The sequence below is a fragment of the Variovorax sp. 10N432 genome, assembly GCF_056394465.1.
Genome location: NZ_JBFTHX010000011.1, coordinates 1 through 17697, shown reverse-complemented (window position 1 = coordinate 17697; position 17697 = coordinate 1). Strand labels below are relative to the sequence as shown.

The window sequence follows — 17697 nt, the reverse complement described above, 5'->3', positions numbered from 1 at the left end:
AAAGCACCGAATACCAACTGGAATCAGAAGGAAATCTCGCGCCGCGGCCGCGGGCTCCTGAACACGAACGGGTCGTCGTAGAAGGCCGGCGCCTCGTTGGGCGCCCACCAGCCCGGGACGCCCAGCACCGGCAGCGGCACGAAGGGCTTGGTGGCGAGCCAGGCGGGATCGAGCGCAGCCGCGATCCTTGTGTCTTCCGGGCCGAGCGACGGGCTGGCGCCCGGCGCCACCAGCACATGGGCGGTGGCCGCCTTGCGCGGGGCGGCCAGCTTCTCGAGCAGCGCGTGGCCGAAAACCTGCAGCCGGGCGTCGCGCCACAGGTCCCGCCGCGTGACGAAGAGCCGCTGCCAGTCGCGCGCGAGCAGCGCCTCCCACAAGGCTGCGGGGGCTTCGAGCACCGCGCCGTTCTCGTCGAAGAGGGTCAGCGCATCGCGCAGCGGCCCGCGGGTGGCACCGATGCCGGCGCGTGCGATCTCCGCCGCCTGCAGTTCGTTCAGGCGCCGCTTGGCGCGCGGAAAGCGCAGCCACGCCAGGCCGTTGAAGAGATCGTGCAGGTTGTCCCGCGTCGGCACGCCCGCGGTACGGAAGATGAAAGCCTCGTAGGCTTCTGCGCCCGCGCTGTCGCCCGCGACGAAGCGCAGCGGCCCGGCGGCCAGGTCGATGGGCGACGGCTCGCTCGCCAGCGCCTCGGCCACGCCGAGGCCGGATGACGTGCTTGCCGCCACCCGTTGCGCCCAGGGCGCAAAGGGCGCCAGCCAGGGCGCTGCGGCGTCGACGGCCAGTCCGGCAGCCATCGCCGTCGCCTCAGGCCGGCATCGGCCCGATGTACTGGACCTTGTTGGGCGTCTTCTCGGGGGTCAGCAGGAACAGCTCGGGGTATTTCTTGAACAGCTTGGGCGAACTCGCACTCTTGCCGAGCAGCTTGGCGGCGCGCAGTCGCTCGGCCGCGACGTTGAGCTCGACCTTGTTGCCCATGCCGAGCTCGGCCACGGCATCGAGGATGTGCAGCACGTCATCGGGCAGCACCGGGGCGCGCGGCGCCGGGGCGGGCGCTTCGGCCTTGGTGCGGCGCGGCGCACGCGCGGTGCGCTTGGCGGCGGGCTTGGGTGCGGGCTCCGCTTTGGCGGCCTGCCGGGCGGCGGGCCTGGCGACGGCGGCCTTGCTCGAAGACGAATGATGCTGGAGGTCGACGAAGCTGTCGTAGATCGCCACGGTCTCCTCGCCGGTCTTGCCCTGCTGGCCGATGCCGCAGACGCGGCAGCCCTTTTCACGCAGCCGGATCACCAGCGGCGCGAAATCGGAGTCGGACGACACCAGCACCACGACATCCGGCCGCTCGGCGATCACCAGGTCGATGGCGTCGACCGCCAGCGCGATGTCGGTGCTGTTCTTGCCGGCCGACAGGTTGACCATCGGCCGGATCGACAGCCGCTTGAACAGCGACTGCTGCTTGAGTGCGGTCTCTGCATTGCAGTAGGCGCGCCGCACATGCACCGCGCCGTGCTCGGCCAGGGTGCGTTCGACCGCCTGCTCGATCACGTCGGCCGACACGTTGTCGGCGTCGACCAGCAGCATGACTCTTGGCGAAAGACTCATGCGAGCCTCCAGGCCACGGTTTCGCCGCCTCGCAAGGGCTTCAGCGTGGCGTCGCCGTAGGGCACGGTCTCGGGCACGGTCCAGCTTTCGCGCCGCAGGGTCACGCTGTCGGTGTTGCGCGGCAGGCCGTAGAAGTCGGGGCCGTGGAAGCTCGCGAAGCCTTCCAGCTTGTCGAGCGCACCGGCGTTGTCGAAGGCCTCGGCGTAGAGCTCGATCGCGGTCAGCGCGGTGTAGCAGCCGGCGCAGCCCAGCGCATGCTCCTTGAGCGCAGCCGGGTGGGGCGCGCTGTCGGTGCCGAGGAAGAAGCGGTCGCTGCCGCTGGTGGCAGCCTCGACCAGCGCCACGCGATGGGTCTCGCGCTTGAGCACCGGCAGGCAGTAGTAGTGCGGCCGGATGCCGCCGGTGAAGATCGCGTTGCGGTTGTAGAGCAGGTGGTGCGCCGTGATCGTGGCGGCGGTGAAGCGATTCGCATCGCGCACGTAGTGGGCGCCCTCCTTCGTCGTCAGGTGCTCGAACACCACCTTGAGCTCGGGGAAATCGCGCCGGAGCGGGATCATCACGCGGTCGATGAAGACCGCCTCGCGGTCGAACAGGTCGACCGCCGGGTCGGTCACCTCGCCGTGCACCAGCAGCAGCAGGCCGTGCTTCTGCATCGCCTCGAGGGTGGCGTAGGTCTTCTTGATGTCGGTCACGCCGGCATCGCTGTTGGTGGTGGCGCCGGCGGGGTAGAGCTTGAGGGCGCGGACGCCGGCCGCGGCGGCGCGCTCGATCTCGTCGGGCGGCAGCTTGTCGGTCAGGTAGAGCGACATCACGGGCTGGAAAGCGGAGCCGGCGGGCAGCGCCTCGAGGATACGGGTGCGGTAGTCGAGCGCCTGCTGCGCGGTGGTCACGGGCGGGCGCAGGTTGGGCATGATCAGCGCGCGGCCGAACTGGCGGGCCGAATGCGGCAGCACGGCTTCGAGCGCGGCGCCGTCGCGCACATGCAGGTGCCAGTCGTCGGGGCGGGTGATCGTGAGGGTGTCGGCGGGGGTGGTCATGGGGTCGATTGTCCCATCGCGCAGCGTCAGTCCCGCTGTCGGGCAAGGGCCAGGTCGGCCAGCCAGCGCGCCCAGGCGTCGGCCCGCTGGTCGTCGGGCAGCCGCAGCAGCGCCGAGGGATGCAAGGTCACGAAGACCGGCAGGCCGTCGCTGCGCTCCCGGAGCCAGATCCCGCGCTCGGACTGCACCGCTACCGGCCGGCCGAGCAGGGCCCGTGCCGCGGTGGCACCCAGGGCGACCAGAGCGCGCGGGCGCACCAGCGCGATCTCGTGCGCCAGCCAGCCCGCGCAGGCCTCGGCCTCGCGCTGGGCCGCCGACTTGTGGATGCGGCGCTTGCCGCGCAGCTCGTACTTGAAGTGCTTGACCGCGTTGGCCAGGTAGACCGCATCGCGCGGCCAGCCCAGGTGTGCCATGGCCTGGTCGAGCAACTGCCCGGCCGGGCCCACGAAGGGCCGGCCCTCCAGGTCCTCGAGGTCGCCGGGCTGTTCGCCGACCAGCATGTGCGCCGGCTGCGGCGGCCCTTCGCCGCAGACCGCCTGCGTCGCCAGGGCGCCGATCGGGCAGGCCCGGCAGGCATTGGCGGCAAGTCGCAGTTCGTCGAGCGACCGTGGCACGGCGCCCTCCGCCGGCATCGGATGCAGCGGGATCGGCGCCCGGATGCGGCGGGCCGGCGTCGGCGGCGCTTCGATCATGGCGCGGCTGCGCTCGCCGGCCGCTGCCGACAGCGGCTCGATCAGCGCCGCCTCGGGCAGGTTATGCCAGTAGCGACGCGGCATCTCGCGCCGCATCATCGCCAGCTTGAGCCGCGCCGGATTGAAGATGTGGGCGTAGTAGGTCAGCCAGAGCTGCTCGCCGGCATCGGGCGGCGGCTTCTCGCGGCGGTCGGCACCCGGGCCGAAACGCAGATCGGCGCCGTCCCATTCGACGCAGCGCTCGGGCGTCAGGATGGCCCAGCGCATCTGGGCGAAGCGGCGCATGAAGAAGGGCGCATTGGCTTCGACGATGTGGTGCTCGGGCTCGAACCAGGCGACATGGCGCTCGCCGTCGACGCGGGTGAAGCGCACGAACGCACGCATCTTGTGGATGTCCCGGCGGACCTCTCGGGCCAGTTGCTGCGCCCGCAGCAGATCGGCGTCGAGGGGATCGTGCCGCAGGGCGGGCTCGCGCAGCAGCCGCCAAAGCAGGCGGTAGAGCAGCCCGAAGCGCTGGGGTTCGCTGTGCAGCAGGGCTTCGTCGCACAGCGCCGCGAAGCCTGCGGGCACGCGCACCACCGCTGGCGCTCCCGGCGCATGGCCGGGCTCGCCGGGCGCTTCGTCGCCCCACAGCGAGCCCGTGGCGCCGCGCGGCGTGTCGTCGTCCGACCAGTCGACCTCGGAGGGCTCGGCACCCTGCCCGAGCAGCCGCCTCGCTTCGCGCCGGAAGCCCTCGCGGTCGGCCGCGCCGTCGAGGCGCACGCTGTGGCGCGCCATCAGAACAGCGGCGCCTGCTGCTGCCGTGCCTGGCGCGCGCGGGCCTCGTGCACCGCGCGCGGCCGCGCCGCGGGCCGGTGGCCGTCGACCTGCACGAAGGGCAGCACCTTGCGCGCCGGCAGGTGCAGCCGCTGCAGGTCCTCGGCCCGCAGGCGCCGCACGCGCCGGGCTTGCAGCAGGCTCGCGACCGCCTTGACGCCGAGGCCGGGCACGCGCAGCAGCCATTCGCGGGGGGCCGTGTTGAGGTCGACCGGAAAACGTTCCTCATGCGCCAGCGCCCAGGCGAGCTTGGGATCGACGTCGAGCCGCAGCAGCCCGTCCGGTGCGGCCACGATCTCGTCGTGCGCAAAACCGTAGAAGCGCATCAGCCAGTCGGCCTGGTAGAGCCGGTGCTCGCGCATCAGCGGCGGCGCCTGCAGCGGCAAGGCGCGCGCCGCATCGGGAATCGGGCTGAAGGCCGAGTAGTACACGCGCTTCAGGCGGTAGGCGCCGTAGAGCGTGGCGCTCGACGCCAGGATGCCGCGGTCGTCGGTGGCGTCGGCGCCGACGATCATCTGCGTGCTCTGCCCGGCCGGCGCGAAGCGGGGCGGTTTCACGGCCCTGGGGGCCGCGGCCGGCAGCGCGCGGATCGGCAGCACGCGGCGGGCGTCCTCCTCGCGCTCGTCGATGTGCAGCCGAAGCCGCGCCATCGAGCGCCGGATCGCGCCCTCGTCCTTCTCGGGCGCCAGCGCCTTCAAGCCGGCGGCCGTCGGCAGCTCGACGTTGATGCTCAGGCGGTCGGCGTAGCGGCCCGCGCGCAGCAGCAGCTCGTCGCTGGCATCGGGAATCGTCTTCAGGTGGATGTAGCCGCGGAAGTCGTGGTCTTCGCGCAGCGCGCGGGCCACCTCGACCACCTGCTCCATCGTGTGGTCGGGCGATTTCACGATGCCGCTCGACAGGAACAGGCCCTCGATGCAGTTGCGGCGGTAGAAGTCGAGCGTCAGCTGCACCACCTCGTCGACGCGGAAACGCGCGCGCGGCACGTTGCTGGAGGCCCGGTTGACGCAGTAGAGGCAGTCGTACTGGCAGTGGTTGGTCAGGAGGATCTTGAGCAGCGAGATGCAGCGGCCGTCGGGCGCGTAGCTGTGGCAGATGCCGGCGCCCTCGGTCGAGCCGATCCCGCGGCCGCCGAGCGAGTCGCGCTTGCTCGTGCCGCTGGACGCGCACGAGGCGTCGTACTTGGCGGCGTCGGCGAGGATGGCGAGTTTCTGCTGGAGGTCCATGGGGCGCCAGTTACTGGATGAATAAACAGTATTTTGACCGCGCCGCAAGACCCTCCGCGGCGCGTTGGCATCGGAGCGCAACGAAGCCCGCTACGGCGCGGGCGGCTCCGCCGCAGCGTTGCCCCGCACCCGCTCCAGAATGAAATCGATGAAAGTCCGGATCGCCCGCGTGTGCTGGCGGTTCGGCATGTAGAGCATGTACATCCCGGTGCCGAAGATGCTGAGCCGCCAGTCGTCGAGCGTGGTCAGGACCTCGCCGCGGCGGACGTCGTCCAGCACCACGTAGTCGGGCACCAGCCCGATGCCCAGCCCGGCCAGGATCGCCTGCCGCAGGAACAGGAAGTTCTCCGAGATCAGCGTCGGCTCGAGGATCACCTCGCGCCGCTCCTCGCCCTGGTAGGCCGACACGCGCAGCTGGCGCCCGACCACCGCCGAGGTGACGACCGGCGCGCCCTGCAACTGGTCGAGCTGGGTCGGCAGGCCGTTCGCCTCGGCGTAGCCGCGCGAGGCGCAGGCCACGTAGCGCACCGGCCCGAGCTCGCGCGCCACGAGGTTCTGCGGCGGCTCGGGTATCACGCGGATCGCGATGTCGACCTCGTCGCGCAGCAGGTCCTCGATCCGGTTCTCGAACAGCACGTCGAGCACGATGCCAGGGTACATGCGCTTGAAATCGATCAGCCAGCCCGACATCACAAGCTGGCCGTAGCCGCTCGGCACGCTCAGGCGCACCCGGCCCTGCAGGCTCTGGCCCAGCGTGGTGACCGATTCCCGGGCCGCCAGCAGCTCGCCCTGGATCGCCAGGCCGTGCTGGTAGAGGCGCAGGCCGATCTCGGTCGGCTCGGCGCGCCGAGTGGTGCGGCGCACCAGCTGGGCGCCGACCGAGCGCTCGAGCTGGTTCAGGTGGTAGCTGACGTTGGCGCGGCTCATCTTGAGCCGCCGCGCCGCCGCGCTCAGGTTGCCGGCATCGAGGATCTCGACCAGAAGGGTCAGCGATTGCAGGTCCATGGCCACATTGTGTCAAAAATCCTTTGACAGTCTGTCAATGGTCAATGCAATTGTCAAAGGCCGGAGCCGGGTCAAGAATGCTGGGTTCATCCCGGACCCATCGCCCCGTCAAGCAATCGGAGACACCCCATGGCCCAGACCACCCCCTCTTCCGCCTCCCCCGTGAGCTTCACGCGCCAAGCCGACGTGCTGGTCGTGACCATCGACAACCCGCCGGTCAACGCCTTGGGCGTCGACGTCCGGCGCGGCCTGGCCGCCGCGATCGCCGCGGCCGAGGCCGACGGCGAGGCCAAGGCCGTGCTGATCGTCGGGGCCGGACGCAACTTCATCGCCGGCGCCGACATCCGCGAGTTCGGCCAGACGCCGCAGCCGCCGTCGCTGCCCGAGGTCTGCGCCGCGATCGAGAACTGCAGCAAGCCGGTGGTGGCCGCGATCCAGGGCGCGGCGCTGGGCGGCGGGCTCGAGATCGCGCTGTCGGCCCACTATCGCCTGGCCGTGCCCTCGGCCAAGCTGGGCCTGCCGGAAGTCGCTCTGGGCCTGCTGCCGGGCTCGGGCGGCACGCAGCGCGCACCGCGCCTGATCGGCGCCAAGGCCGCGCTCGAACTGATCTTGAGCGGCCGCCACGCCGGCGCCAAGGAAGCGCTCGCGCTCGGCCTGGTCGATCGCCTCGGCGAAGGCAGCGAGGCCCTGCCCGAAGGCCTGGCCTATGCGCGTGAACTGGTCGCCGCCAAGGCGCCGGTGCGCCGCACGCGCGACGCCCAGGCGCTGGCCGATGCCGAAGCCAGCCGCGCCGCGCTCGAAGCCGCGCGCGCCGACACCGCGAAGAAGAGCCGCGGCCTGTTCTCGCCGATGAAGATCATCGAAGCCGTCGAAGCCGCGCTCACCAAGCCCTTCGACGAAGGCATGGCGCTCGAGCGCAAGCTGTTCCTGCAGTGCATCGACAGCCCGCAGCGGGCCGGCCTGATCCACGCCTTCTTCGCCGAACGCGAGGTGCTCAAGGCGCCGGAGACCAAGGCCGCCAAGCCGCGCGCCCTCGAATCGGCCGGCATCATCGGCGGCGGCACCATGGGCGCCGGCATCGCGGTGGCGATGCTCGACGCCGGCATGCCGGTGACGATGATCGAGCGCGACGATGTGCAGCTCGCGCGCGGCCGCGCCAACGTCGAGAAGGTCTACGACGGCCTGGTCAAGAAGGGCCGCATGACGCCCGAGGCCAAGGACAGCGTGATGGCGCGCTTCTCGGGCTCGACCTCCTACGATGCGCTGGCCAAGGCTGACATCGTGGTCGAGGCGGTGTTCGAGGACATGGCGGTCAAGAAGGCGGTGTTCGCCGAACTCGACCGCGTCTGCAAGCCCGGCGCGGTGCTGGCCACCAACACCTCCTACCTCGACATCGACGAGATCGCGGCCAGCATCTCGCGCCCCGGCGACGTGGTCGGCCTGCACTTCTTCTCGCCGGCCAACATCATGAAGCTGCTCGAGATCGTGGTGCCGGCCAAGGTCAGTGCCGACGTGGTCGCGACCGGCTTCGAGCTGGCGAAGAAACTCAAGAAGGTGCCGGTGCGCGCCGGCGTCTGCGACGGCTTCATCGGCAACCGCATCCTGGCGGTGTATCGCCAGGCAGCCGACCACATGATGGAAGACGGTGCCTCGCCGTACGAGATCGACGCGGCGGTGCGCAACTTCGGCTACCCGATGGGCCCGTTCCAGGTCTCGGACCTGGCCGGCGGCGACATCGGCTGGGCCACGCGCAAGCGCAAGGCCGCCACGCGGGACCCCCAGGCGCGCTACGTGCAGGTGGCCGACCGCATCTGCGAACGCGGCTGGTTCGGCCAGAAGACCCAGCGCGGCTACTACCTCTATCCCGAAGGCGCACGCACCGGCCAGCCCGACCCCGAAGTGCTCGCCATCATCGATGCCGAGCGCCAGCGCGCCGGCATCACGCCGCGCAGCTTCAGCGAGGACGAGATCATGCGCCGCTACATGGCGGCCATGATCAACGAGGGCGCCAATGTCGTGCACCAGCGCATCGCGCTCAGGCCGCTCGACGTCGATGTCACCTTCCTCTACGGCTATGGCTTCCCGCGCTTTCGCGGCGGGCCGATGAAGTACGCCGACATGGTGGGCCTGCCGAAGGTGCTGGCCGACATCCGCGAATTCGCCAAGCAGGACCCGGTGTTCTGGAAGCCCTCGCCGCTGCTGGTGGATCTGGTGGAGCGCGGCGCTGATTTCGCCAGCTTGAATCAATCCGAGTAATCGCCCAAGTCCATCTCAGGAGACACCCCATGCGCGAAGCCGTCATCCTTTCCACCGCCCGCACCCCGCTCACCAAGGCGCACCGCGGCGAATTCAACATCACGCCGGGCGCCACGCTCGCCGCCTTCGCGGTCAAGGCCGCGGTCGAGCGCTCGGGCCTGGACCCGGCGCTGATCGAGGACGCGATCCTCGGCTGCGGCTACCCCGAAGGCACGACCGGGCGCAACATCGCGCGCCAGAGCATCATCCGCGCCGGCCTGCCGATCTCGATCGCCGGCACCACGGTCAACCGCTTCTGCGCCTCGGGCCTGCAGGCGATCGCGATGGCCGCCGGCCGCATCGTGGTCGACGGCGCCCCGGCGATGATCGCGGGCGGCGTCGAGAGCATCTCGCAGATCCGCACCCGCAGCGCCACCGATGCCGGCGACAGCGGCATCGACCCCTGGATCCAGGAGCACAAGCCGGCGCTCTACATGGCGATGATCGAGACCGCCGACATCGTGGCCCAGCGCTACAACATCGGCCGCGAAGCGCAGGACCGCTTCTCGGCCGAGAGCCAGCGCAAGACCGAAGAGGCGCAGCTCGCCGGCCGCTACAAGGAAGAGATCGTGGCCTGCACCACCACGATGGCCGTGACCGACAAGGAGACCAAGGCCGTCACGCATCGTGAAGTGACCGCCACCGAGGACAACTGCAATCGCCGGGGCACCACCTACGAGGCGCTCGCCAAGCTGAAGCCCGTGATGGGCGATGACAAGTTCATCACCGCCGGCAATGCCTCGCAGCTGTCGGACGGCGCCTCTGCCTGCGTGCTGATGGAAGCCAAGGACGCGGAGCGCGCCAACCTCAAGCCGCTGGGCGCCTTCCGCGGCCTCGCCGTGGCCGGCTGCGAGCCCGACGAGATGGGCATCGGCCCGGTGTTCGCCGTGCCCAAGCTGCTGGCGCGCCATGGCCTCAAGGTCGACGACATCGACCTGTGGGAGCTCAATGAAGCCTTCGCCTCGCAATCGATCTACTGCCAGGAGAAGCTGGGCATTCCGTCGGAGCGGCTCAACGTCGACGGCGGCGCGATCTCCATCGGCCATCCCTTCGGCATGACCGGCGCACGGCTCGCGGGCCACGTGCTGATCGAGGGCAAGCGGCGCGGCGCGAAGTACGCGGTGGTGACGATGTGCATTGCGGGCGGCATGGGCGCGGCGGGATTGTTTGAGATCTATTGAGACCTTGCGGGACAGACCAAGAAACTGCGCAGCAGTTTTTGCTCTGTCCTCAACTGACTAGAAGGACCCACCATGGACCTGAACTTCACCCCCGAAGAAGAAGCCTTCCGCAGCGAAGTGCGCGCCTTCCTGGCCGACAAGCTGCCGGCCCGCCTCTCCGACAAGGTCGCCACCGGCAGGCATCTGTCGAAGGCCGACATGCAGGAATGGCATGCCATCCTCAACGCCCGCGGCTGGCTCGCCAACCACTGGCCCGAACAGTACGGCGGCCCGGGCTGGACCGCGGTCGAGAAGTTCATCTTCGAGAACGAATGCGCGCTCGCCCATGCGCCGCGCATCGTGCCTTTCGGCGTCAACATGCTCGGCCCGGTGCTGATCAAGTACGGCAACGAGGCGCAGAAGCGCCACTGGCTGCCGCGCATCCTCGACGGCAGCGACTGGTGGTGCCAGGGCTACTCCGAACCCGGCGCGGGCTCCGACCTGGCCTCGGTCAAGACCCAGGCGGTGCGCGGCATCGACGCCCAGGGCGACCACTACATCGTCAACGGCCAGAAGACCTGGACCACGCTCGGCCAGCACGCCGACATGATCTTCTGCCTGGTGCGCACCAACCGCGAAGCCAAGAAGCAGGAAGGCATCAGCTTCCTGCTGATCGACATGAAGTCGCCCGGCGTCGAGGTGCGGCCGATCATCACGCTCGACGGCGAGCACGAGGTCAACGAGGTGTTCTTCTCCGACGTGCGGGTGCCGGCCGAGAACCTGGTCGGCGAGGAAGACAAGGGCTGGACCTGCGCCAAGTACCTGCTGACCTACGAGCGCACCAACATCGCGGGCGTCGGCTTCTCGGTGGCTGCGATGGCGCAGCTCAAGGCGATTGCCGCCAGGCAACGCAAGAACGGCCGCCCGCTGGCCGAGGATCCGGCCTTCGCCGCGCGCATGGCCCGGGTCGAGATCGACCTCGAGAACATGAAGACCACCAACCTGCGCGTGATCGCGGCGGTGGCCGGCGGCGGCGTGCCGGGGGCCGAGAGCTCGATGCTGAAGATCCGCGGCACCGAGATCCGGCAGGAGATCTCGTCGCTGGCGCGGCGTGCGATGGGCGCGCAGGCGCGGCCCTTCGTGGCCGAGGCGCTCGAGGACGGCTTCGACGGCCATCCGTTCGGCCCCGAGTATTCGGCCGCCGCGGCGGCGCGCTATTTCAACAACCGCAAGCTGTCGATCTTCGGCGGCTCCAATGAAATCCAGAAGAACATCATCTCCAAGATGATCCTGGGGCTCTGAAGGCAACGCCATGAATTTCGAACACAGCGAAGACCGGCGCATGCTCGCCGACAGCCTGAACCGCTTCATCGCGGAACAGTACGCCTTCGACACGCGCGACCGCATCGCGAAATCGCCCGAAGGCTTCAGCGCCGATATCTGGCGCCAGTTCGCCGAGCTCGGCGTGATCGGCGCGCTGTTCGGCGAGGCCGACGGCGGCTTCGGTGGCGGCGGCTTCGATATCGCGGTGGTCTTCGAGGCGCTGGGCCGCGGCCTGGTGGTCGAGCCGCTGCTGGGCGCCGTGATGGCCGGCGAGGCGATCTCGGCCGCGGGCAACGAGACGCAGAAGGCCCTGCTGGCCGAAATCATCGGCGGCACCACGATCGCGACGCTGGCCCACGACGAGGCCGGCAGCCACTACGAACTCGCGCGCGTCGAGACGCGTGCCGCGCGAAGCGCTGACGGCTGGGTGCTCGACGGCGCCAAAGTGGTGGTGCAGCAGGGCGCGCAGGCCGACCTGTTCGTGGTCTCGGCGCGCACCGCGGGTGCGGTCGACGACGAAGCCGGCATCTCGCTGTTCCTGGTGCCGGCGAAGACCGCCGGCCTGGCGGTGCGAGAGTGCCCCGCGATCGATGGCGGCCGCGTGGCCGAGCTCCGCTTCGACAAGCTCGCGCTCGGCGCCGATGCACTGCTCGGCACCGAAGGGCAGGCCCACGCCACGCTGGAGCGCGCCATCGGCCGCGGCGTGCTCGCCCTGTGCGCCGAGGCGCTGGGCGCCATGGAAGCGGCCAAGACCGAGACGCTCGAGTACCTGCGCACGCGCAAGCAGTTCGGCATGCTGATCGGCAGCTTCCAGGCGCTGCAGCACCGCATGGCCGACCTGCTGCTCGAGATCGAGCAGGCCCGCTCGGCGGTCATCAACGCGGCAGCGGCCATCGACGCCGACCGCGTGACGCGCGAGCGCGCGCTGTCGGCGGCCAAGTTCAGCATCGGCCGCATCGGCTCGCTGGTGGCCGAAGAGAGCATCCAGCTGCACGGCGGCATCGGCATGACCTGGGAACTGCCACTGGCCCACTACGCCAAGCGCCTGGTCATGATCGACCACCAGCTCGGCGACGAGGACCACCACCTGCAGCGCTACATCGCGCTCGGCAAGGAGGTCCACTGATGAACGGCGCGCTGCCGCTCGCGGGCGTCCGCGTGCTCGACCTCTCGCGCATCCTGGCCGGCCCCTGGTGCGGCATGGTGCTGGCCGATTTCGGCGCCGAGGTGATCAAGGTCGAGCACCCGGTGCGCGGCGACGACACGCGCGACTGGGGCCTGCGCGTCGGCAACACCGAGACCGCCTACTTCAACAGCGTCAACCGCAACAAGCGCTCGGTCGCGATCGACCTGCAGACCGCCGAAGGCCAGGAGATCGTGCGCGAGCTGGTCAAGAAGTGCGACGTGCTGATCCAGAACTTCAAGTTCGGCGGCATCGACAAGCTCGGCCTGGGCTACGAGGCCCTGCGCGAGATCAACCCGGGCCTGGTCTATTGCTCGATCTCGGGCTACGACCGCACCGGCCCCGAGGCCGCGCGCCCCGGCTACGACCTGGTGGTGCAGGGCGAGGCCGGCCTGATGGCGATCAACGGCGAAGCCGACCAGCCGCCGCTCAAGTTCGGTGTCGCCGCGGTCGACCTGTTCACCGGCATGTACTCGGCGCAAGCCATCCTGGCGGCGCTGTTCGAACGCCAGAAGACCGGCCGTGGCCGCCACGTCGAGATGGCGCTGTTCGACTGCGGCCTGATGATCACGGCCTACTACGGCCTCGAGGCGCTGCTGCTGGGCGAAGACCCGCCGCGTTACGGCAACGCGCATCCGTCGATCGTGCCCTACGGCGTGTTCGACGCCGAAGACGGACCGCTGGTGATCACGGTCGGCAACAACAGCCAGTTCGCGCGCTTCTGCACCGACGTGATCGAGCGGCCCGACCTCGCGGCCGACGAGCGCTTCAAGACCAACATCCTGCGTTCCGCCAACCGCGCGGCGCTGATGCCCGAGATCAACCGCGAGCTCGGCCGTCGCAAGCGCGGCGCGCTGCTCGCGCAGCTGACCCGCTCGGGCATCCCGTGCGGCGAGGTGCTCGGTCTGCTCGAGGCGCTGCAATCGAAGCGCGCCACCGAGGCCGGCCTCGTGACCACGCAGCCGCATCCGGTGGCCGGCACGGTCAACGTGCTGGCCCCGCCCTACCGCTTCGACGGCGAGCGGCTGCCGGTGCGCAATGCACCGCCCCAGCTCGGCGAAGGCACGCACGAGGTGCTGCAGTCGCTGCTCGGCCTGTCCGACGAAAAGCTCTCGCAACTGAAATCCAACGGTGTCCTCTGACGCCACTGAACCGTACCCAATGTCCTTTCGCCTTCCCGTTTCCGTTCGCAATCCGGCGCGCCGCGCCCTGCTCTCCCTGGCACTGCCGCTTCTCGCCGGCGGCGCCTTCGCCCAGGCTTTTCCGACCAAGCCGATCACCATCATCGTGCCCTTCCCGGCCGGCGGCCCGACCGACGTCGCGACCCGCATCATCGGCCAGAAGATGGCGCAAGGCCTCAAGCAGCCGGTGCTGATCGACAACCGCGGCGGCGCCTCCGGCACCATCGGCGCAGCGATCGCGGCCAAGGCGGCGCCGGACGGCTACACGCTCGTGATGCTGGCCACGCCGACCCTGCTGGCCGGCCACCTCTACGGCCCGACCAGCTACGACATCTTCAAGAACTTTACGCCGGTCGGCACCACCTACGACCTGCCGATCGTGATGGTCGTGAACCCGAAGGCGCTGCCCGAGGTCACCGGCCTGCAGCAGCTGATCGCCAAGGCCCGTGCCGACGGCGGCAAGTTCAACTACACCACCGCGGGCGCCGGCAGCTTCGGCCACCTGACGACCGAAAGCCTCAAGAACGTGGGCAAGTTCGAGATGCAGCACGTGCCCTACCGCGGCAGCGCGCCGGCCGTGACCGACCTGATCGGCGGCCAGGTGCCGATGATGTTCTCGGACCTGATCGCGGTGCTGCCGCACATCCGCTCGGGCACCCTGCGCGCGATCGCGGTCGGCTCGTCGAAGCGGCTGAGCCTGCTGCCCGATGTCAAGACGGTGGCCGAACAGGGCTTCCCCGGTTTCGACGCGACTTCGTGGGGCGGCATGCTGGCACCGGCCGGCACGCCCAAGGACGTGATCGCACGCCTGAACACCGAACTGAAGAAGGCATTGGCCGACAAGGAAGTACAGGAGAAGCTCGAGGGCGTAGGCACCTTCGCGGCTTTCCAGACGCCCGAGCAGATGAGCGCGCGCATGCGCCAGGACTACGAGCGCTGGGGCAAGGTCATCCGCGACAACAACATCAAGAACCAGTAGACACGGTAGGCGCCGGCGCCGGGCCGGCGCATGATGGCAAGGAAGAAACTGCAGGAGACACGACCCATGAGCAGCCGCATCGAACCCCGGGCCGCAGCGCCCTTCAGCGCATCGTTTCCGATCCGCAGCCTCGACGACATCCGCAGGCTCGAGGCCACGCCGCTGGCCGATGCGCTCACGGTGCGCAGCACCTACGAGATCTTCCGCAATGCCGGCGCCGCCTTCGGCGACAAGACCGCGCTGACCTTCCTGCGCAGCGGCGATCCGGCGGACGAACCGATCCGCTGGTCCTATGCCCAGCTGCTGGCCGGCATCCACCAGACCGCGAACCTGCTGCACCGGCTCGGCGTCGGCCCCGACGACGCGGTGGCCGTGCTGCTGCCGGGCTGCCTCGACTACCACCTCGCGCTGTGGGGCGGCGAGGCGGCCGGCATCGTGCAGCCTCTCAACCCGCTGCTGACCGACGACAAGCTGGTTGCGCTGATGACCGCGGGCCGCGCCAAGGTGCTGATCGCCTACGGCTCCGATGCCGACTCCGGCATGTGGGCCAAGGCGATGCGGCTGCGCGGCCAGGTGCCGACGCTCACGACGCTGCTGCGCGTCGCGCCGCACGACGAGGCGCCCGGCAGCGCGGACGAACTGCCCGCGGGCGTGGCCGACTTCGGCGCCCTGCGCGCCGCCGAGCCCGACGACCGGCTCGTGAGCGGCCGCGACATCGCGCCGGGCGACATCGCCGCCTACTTCCACACCGGCGGCACCACCGGCGCGCCCAAGCTCGCCCGCCACAGCCACGGGGCGCAGGTCTTCACCGCCTGGGCCAGCGTCAACATGACCGGCCAGGGCCCGAACGACGCATCGATCAACGGCTACCCGCTGTTCCACGTGGCCGGCGTGCTGCCGGCCTCGCTGGCCTCGCTGTCGGCCGGCGTCGAAGTCATCATCCCGACCACCACGCTGCTGCGCAACAAGCAGGTGCTGGCCAACTACTGGCGGCTGGTCGAGAAGTACCGGCCGACCTCGCTGTCGGCGGTGCCGACGGTGCTCGCGGCGCTGGCCAACGTGCCGCTGGACGGCGCCGACATCTCGTCGATCAACTACTGCCGCACCGGCGCGGCGGTGCTCGCGCCCGAGCTCGCCGCGCGCTTCGAGCGCCTGTTCGGCCTGCACGTGCACGAGAGCCTCGGCATGACGGAGATGGCCGGGATCTCGACCATCACGCCGCCGGGCGTGGTCGGCCCCGCGGGCTGCGTCGGCTTCCGCCTGCCCTATTCGCAGCTGCGCATCGTGGCGCTCGACGAACACGGCAACGCCAGCGAGCGCGACCTGCCCGTGGGCGAGCAGGGCATGGTGCTGTTCAAGTCGCCGAACCTGTTCTCGGGCTTCGTCGATCCGGCCGACAACGCCAAGGCTTTCACCGCCGACGGCTGGCTGGCCACCGGCGACCTCGGCTGGCTCGACGCCGAGGGCCGGCTCAACCTCAGCGGCCGCTCGAAGGACCTGATCATCCGCAGCGGCCACAACATCGACCCGAAGGTGATCGAGGACGCGCTCGGCGCCCATCCCGCGGTGCAGCTGTGCGCCGCGGTCGGGGCGCCCGATGCCTATGCGGGCGAGCTGCCGGTGGTTTTCGCGACCCTGATCCCGGGCGCCTCGGCGAGCGAGTCCGAACTGCTCGACTTCACGGCCGCGCGGGTCGACGAAGCCCCGGCCAAGCCGCGTTCGGTGATCGTCATCGAGACCATGCCGATGACCAACGTCGGCAAGATCTACAAGCCCGAGCTGCGCGCGATGGCCGCGCGCAAGGTCGCCACGGCGATGGTCGACGAAGCCTGCGCGGCGCTCGGCATCGCCAGCCCGGCGCGGCCGCAGGTGCAGGCCGACGGCGACAGCGCGCTGCGGGTGCTCATCGATGCGGCCGCCACCGGCACGCAGGCCGAATCGCTGCGACTGCAGCTGCACGATGCGCTGGGACGGCTGCCGTTCAAGACGCAGGTGCTGCTGAAGTAGCCCCACTTTCAAGAAACCGAACCGGAGACAAGCCTTGACCCCCCTGCTCTCGAACCGCCGCGCGTGGCTCTGCGCCGCCGCCCTCTGCGCCATCGCGCCCGCCCAGGCGCAACAGGCCTACCCGAACAAGCCGATCAAGATGGTCGTTCCCTTCGCCGCCGGCGGCGCCACCGACGTGCTGGCACGCGTGATCGGCGAGAAGATGGCGGCCGGCATGGGCCAGCCCGTGATCATCGACAACAAGCCCGGCGCCGCCGGCATCATCGGCACCGACGCGGTCGCCAAGGCGGCACCGGACGGCTACACGATCGTGCTGTCGCTCAGCAACTCCCTGCTGACCAACCAGTTCCTCTACGAGAAGCTGCCCTACGACACGCAGCGCGACCTCACGCTGGTCTACCAGATCGCGATGGCCCCGCTGGTGCTGGTGGTGCATCCGAGCGTGCCGGTCAAGACCGGCCCCGAGCTGCTCCAGTACGCCAGCGCCCACAAGGGCAAGCTGGCCTACGGCTCGTACGGCGTGGGCGCCTATCCGCACCTGGCCGGCGCCCACATGAGCCTGACGCAGAAGGCCGACATGAACCATGTCGCCTACAAGGGCGAGGCGCCGATGCTGCAGGACCTGATCGGCGGCCAGATCCAGATGGCCTACGCCAGCGCGCTGGTGGCCAAGCCGCACATCGAGGCCGGCAAGCTCAAGGCCATCGGCGTCACGGGCGAACGCCGGATGAGCACGCTGCCCAACGTGCCGACACTGGCCGAGCAGGGCCTGAAGGACGAGGCCTACCGGGTCACCGGCTGGCTGGCGATCGCCGCGCCGGCCAACACGCCGAAGCCGATCGTGCAGCGGCTGGCCGACGAGGTGCGCAAGGCGACGCAGCAGCCCGACGTGCAGGCCAAGGTCGCAGCGATGGGCTTCGAGATCAAGGACAGCTCGCCCGAGGCATTCGCGGCCGCGTACCAGAAGGAGCGCCCGATCTGGGAGCGCCTGATCAAGCAATCGGGCGCCAAGCTCGAGTGAACTCACATCCAGACTGAAGGAGTGCCAACCATGAAGATTCTTGTTCCCGTCAAGCGGGTCGTCGACTACAACGTCAAGGTGCGCGTGAAGAGCGACGGCACCGGTGTCGATATTGCCAACGTCAAGATGAGCATGAACCCCTTCGACGAGATCGCCGTCGAAGAAGCCGTGCGCCTGAA

General features: G+C 69.9%; 14 protein-coding genes and 1 pseudogene. 9 read left to right on the top strand and 6 right to left on the bottom strand.

Annotated features, from left to right (window positions below; all coding sequences use genetic code 11):
- Window positions 1-23 precede the first annotated feature (23 nt).
- The 6 genes from AC1DF3_RS14925 to AC1DF3_RS14900 form a co-directional block, all read right to left on the bottom strand.
- Window positions 24-794 (bottom strand): DUF3025 domain-containing protein, encoded by a 771-nt coding sequence (locus AC1DF3_RS14925; RefSeq protein ID WP_478140033.1) that lies wholly within the window; start codon window positions 792-794, stop codon window positions 24-26.
- 10 nt (window positions 795-804) lie between these two features.
- The gene (locus tag AC1DF3_RS14920) at window positions 805-1596 is read right to left on the bottom strand and encodes an NYN domain-containing protein (protein ID WP_478140032.1); all 792 of its coding nucleotides are present in this window, start codon (window positions 1594-1596) and stop codon (window positions 805-807) included.
- Window positions 1593-2633: a dihydroorotase gene (gene pyrC / locus AC1DF3_RS14915; RefSeq protein WP_286533991.1), complete on the bottom strand. Its 1041-nt coding sequence runs from the start codon at window positions 2631-2633 to the stop codon at window positions 1593-1595. Before pyrC ends, AC1DF3_RS14920 begins: the two co-directional genes overlap by 4 nt.
- 26 nt (window positions 2634-2659) lie before the next feature.
- Window positions 2660-4102, bottom strand: a complete 1443-nt coding sequence (locus AC1DF3_RS14910) for a UdgX family uracil-DNA binding protein (RefSeq protein ID WP_478140031.1) — start codon at window positions 4100-4102, stop codon at window positions 2660-2662.
- The gene (locus tag AC1DF3_RS14905; protein ID WP_478140030.1) at window positions 4102-5364 is read right to left on the bottom strand and encodes a putative DNA modification/repair radical SAM protein; all 1263 of its coding nucleotides are present in this window, start codon (window positions 5362-5364) and stop codon (window positions 4102-4104) included. The genes AC1DF3_RS14910 and AC1DF3_RS14905 overlap by 1 nt, the downstream gene beginning before the upstream one ends.
- 90 nt (window positions 5365-5454) lie before the next feature.
- Window positions 5455-6369, bottom strand: coding sequence for a LysR family transcriptional regulator (locus AC1DF3_RS14900; protein ID WP_478140029.1), 915 nt, complete (start codon window positions 6367-6369; stop codon window positions 5455-5457).
- Window positions 6370-6498: 129 nt separating this feature from the next.
- On the opposite strand from AC1DF3_RS14900, the gene AC1DF3_RS14895 reads away from it, so the two are divergent.
- The 9 genes and pseudogenes from AC1DF3_RS14895 to AC1DF3_RS14855 all read left to right on the top strand — a co-directional run.
- On the top strand, window positions 6499-8625 hold the full coding sequence (locus tag AC1DF3_RS14895; RefSeq protein ID WP_478140028.1) for a 3-hydroxyacyl-CoA dehydrogenase NAD-binding domain-containing protein: 2127 nt from the start codon (window positions 6499-6501) through the stop codon (window positions 8623-8625).
- Between the two features lie 29 nt (window positions 8626-8654).
- Window positions 8655-9845: an acetyl-CoA C-acyltransferase gene (locus AC1DF3_RS14890; RefSeq protein WP_478140027.1), complete on the top strand. Its 1191-nt coding sequence runs from the start codon at window positions 8655-8657 to the stop codon at window positions 9843-9845.
- Window positions 9846-9917: 72 nt separating this feature from the next.
- Complete coding sequence (locus AC1DF3_RS14885) at window positions 9918-11126, top strand: acyl-CoA dehydrogenase family protein (protein WP_478140026.1); 1209 nt, start codon at window positions 9918-9920, stop codon at window positions 11124-11126.
- A 10-nt stretch (window positions 11127-11136) separates the two neighbouring features.
- The gene (locus AC1DF3_RS14880; RefSeq protein WP_478140025.1) at window positions 11137-12273 is read left to right on the top strand and encodes an acyl-CoA dehydrogenase family protein; all 1137 of its coding nucleotides are present in this window, start codon (window positions 11137-11139) and stop codon (window positions 12271-12273) included.
- The gene (locus AC1DF3_RS14875; RefSeq protein WP_478140024.1) at window positions 12273-13472 is read left to right on the top strand and encodes a CaiB/BaiF CoA transferase family protein; all 1200 of its coding nucleotides are present in this window, start codon (window positions 12273-12275) and stop codon (window positions 13470-13472) included. Before AC1DF3_RS14880 ends, AC1DF3_RS14875 begins: the two co-directional genes overlap by 1 nt.
- A gap of 19 nt (window positions 13473-13491) precedes the next feature.
- A complete protein-coding gene (locus AC1DF3_RS14870; RefSeq protein ID WP_478140023.1) occupies window positions 13492-14490 on the top strand; it encodes a Bug family tripartite tricarboxylate transporter substrate binding protein in 999 nt (332 codons plus the stop codon).
- Between the two features lie 66 nt (window positions 14491-14556).
- A complete protein-coding gene (locus AC1DF3_RS14865; protein ID WP_478140022.1) occupies window positions 14557-16497 on the top strand; it encodes an acyl-CoA synthetase in 1941 nt (646 codons plus the stop codon).
- A 34-nt stretch (window positions 16498-16531) separates the two neighbouring features.
- The gene (locus AC1DF3_RS14860; protein WP_478140021.1) at window positions 16532-17518 is read left to right on the top strand and encodes a Bug family tripartite tricarboxylate transporter substrate binding protein; all 987 of its coding nucleotides are present in this window, start codon (window positions 16532-16534) and stop codon (window positions 17516-17518) included.
- A gap of 30 nt (window positions 17519-17548) precedes the next feature.
- A pseudogene (locus AC1DF3_RS14855) lies at window positions 17549-17697 on the top strand (electron transfer flavoprotein subunit beta/FixA family protein); the annotation flags it as partial.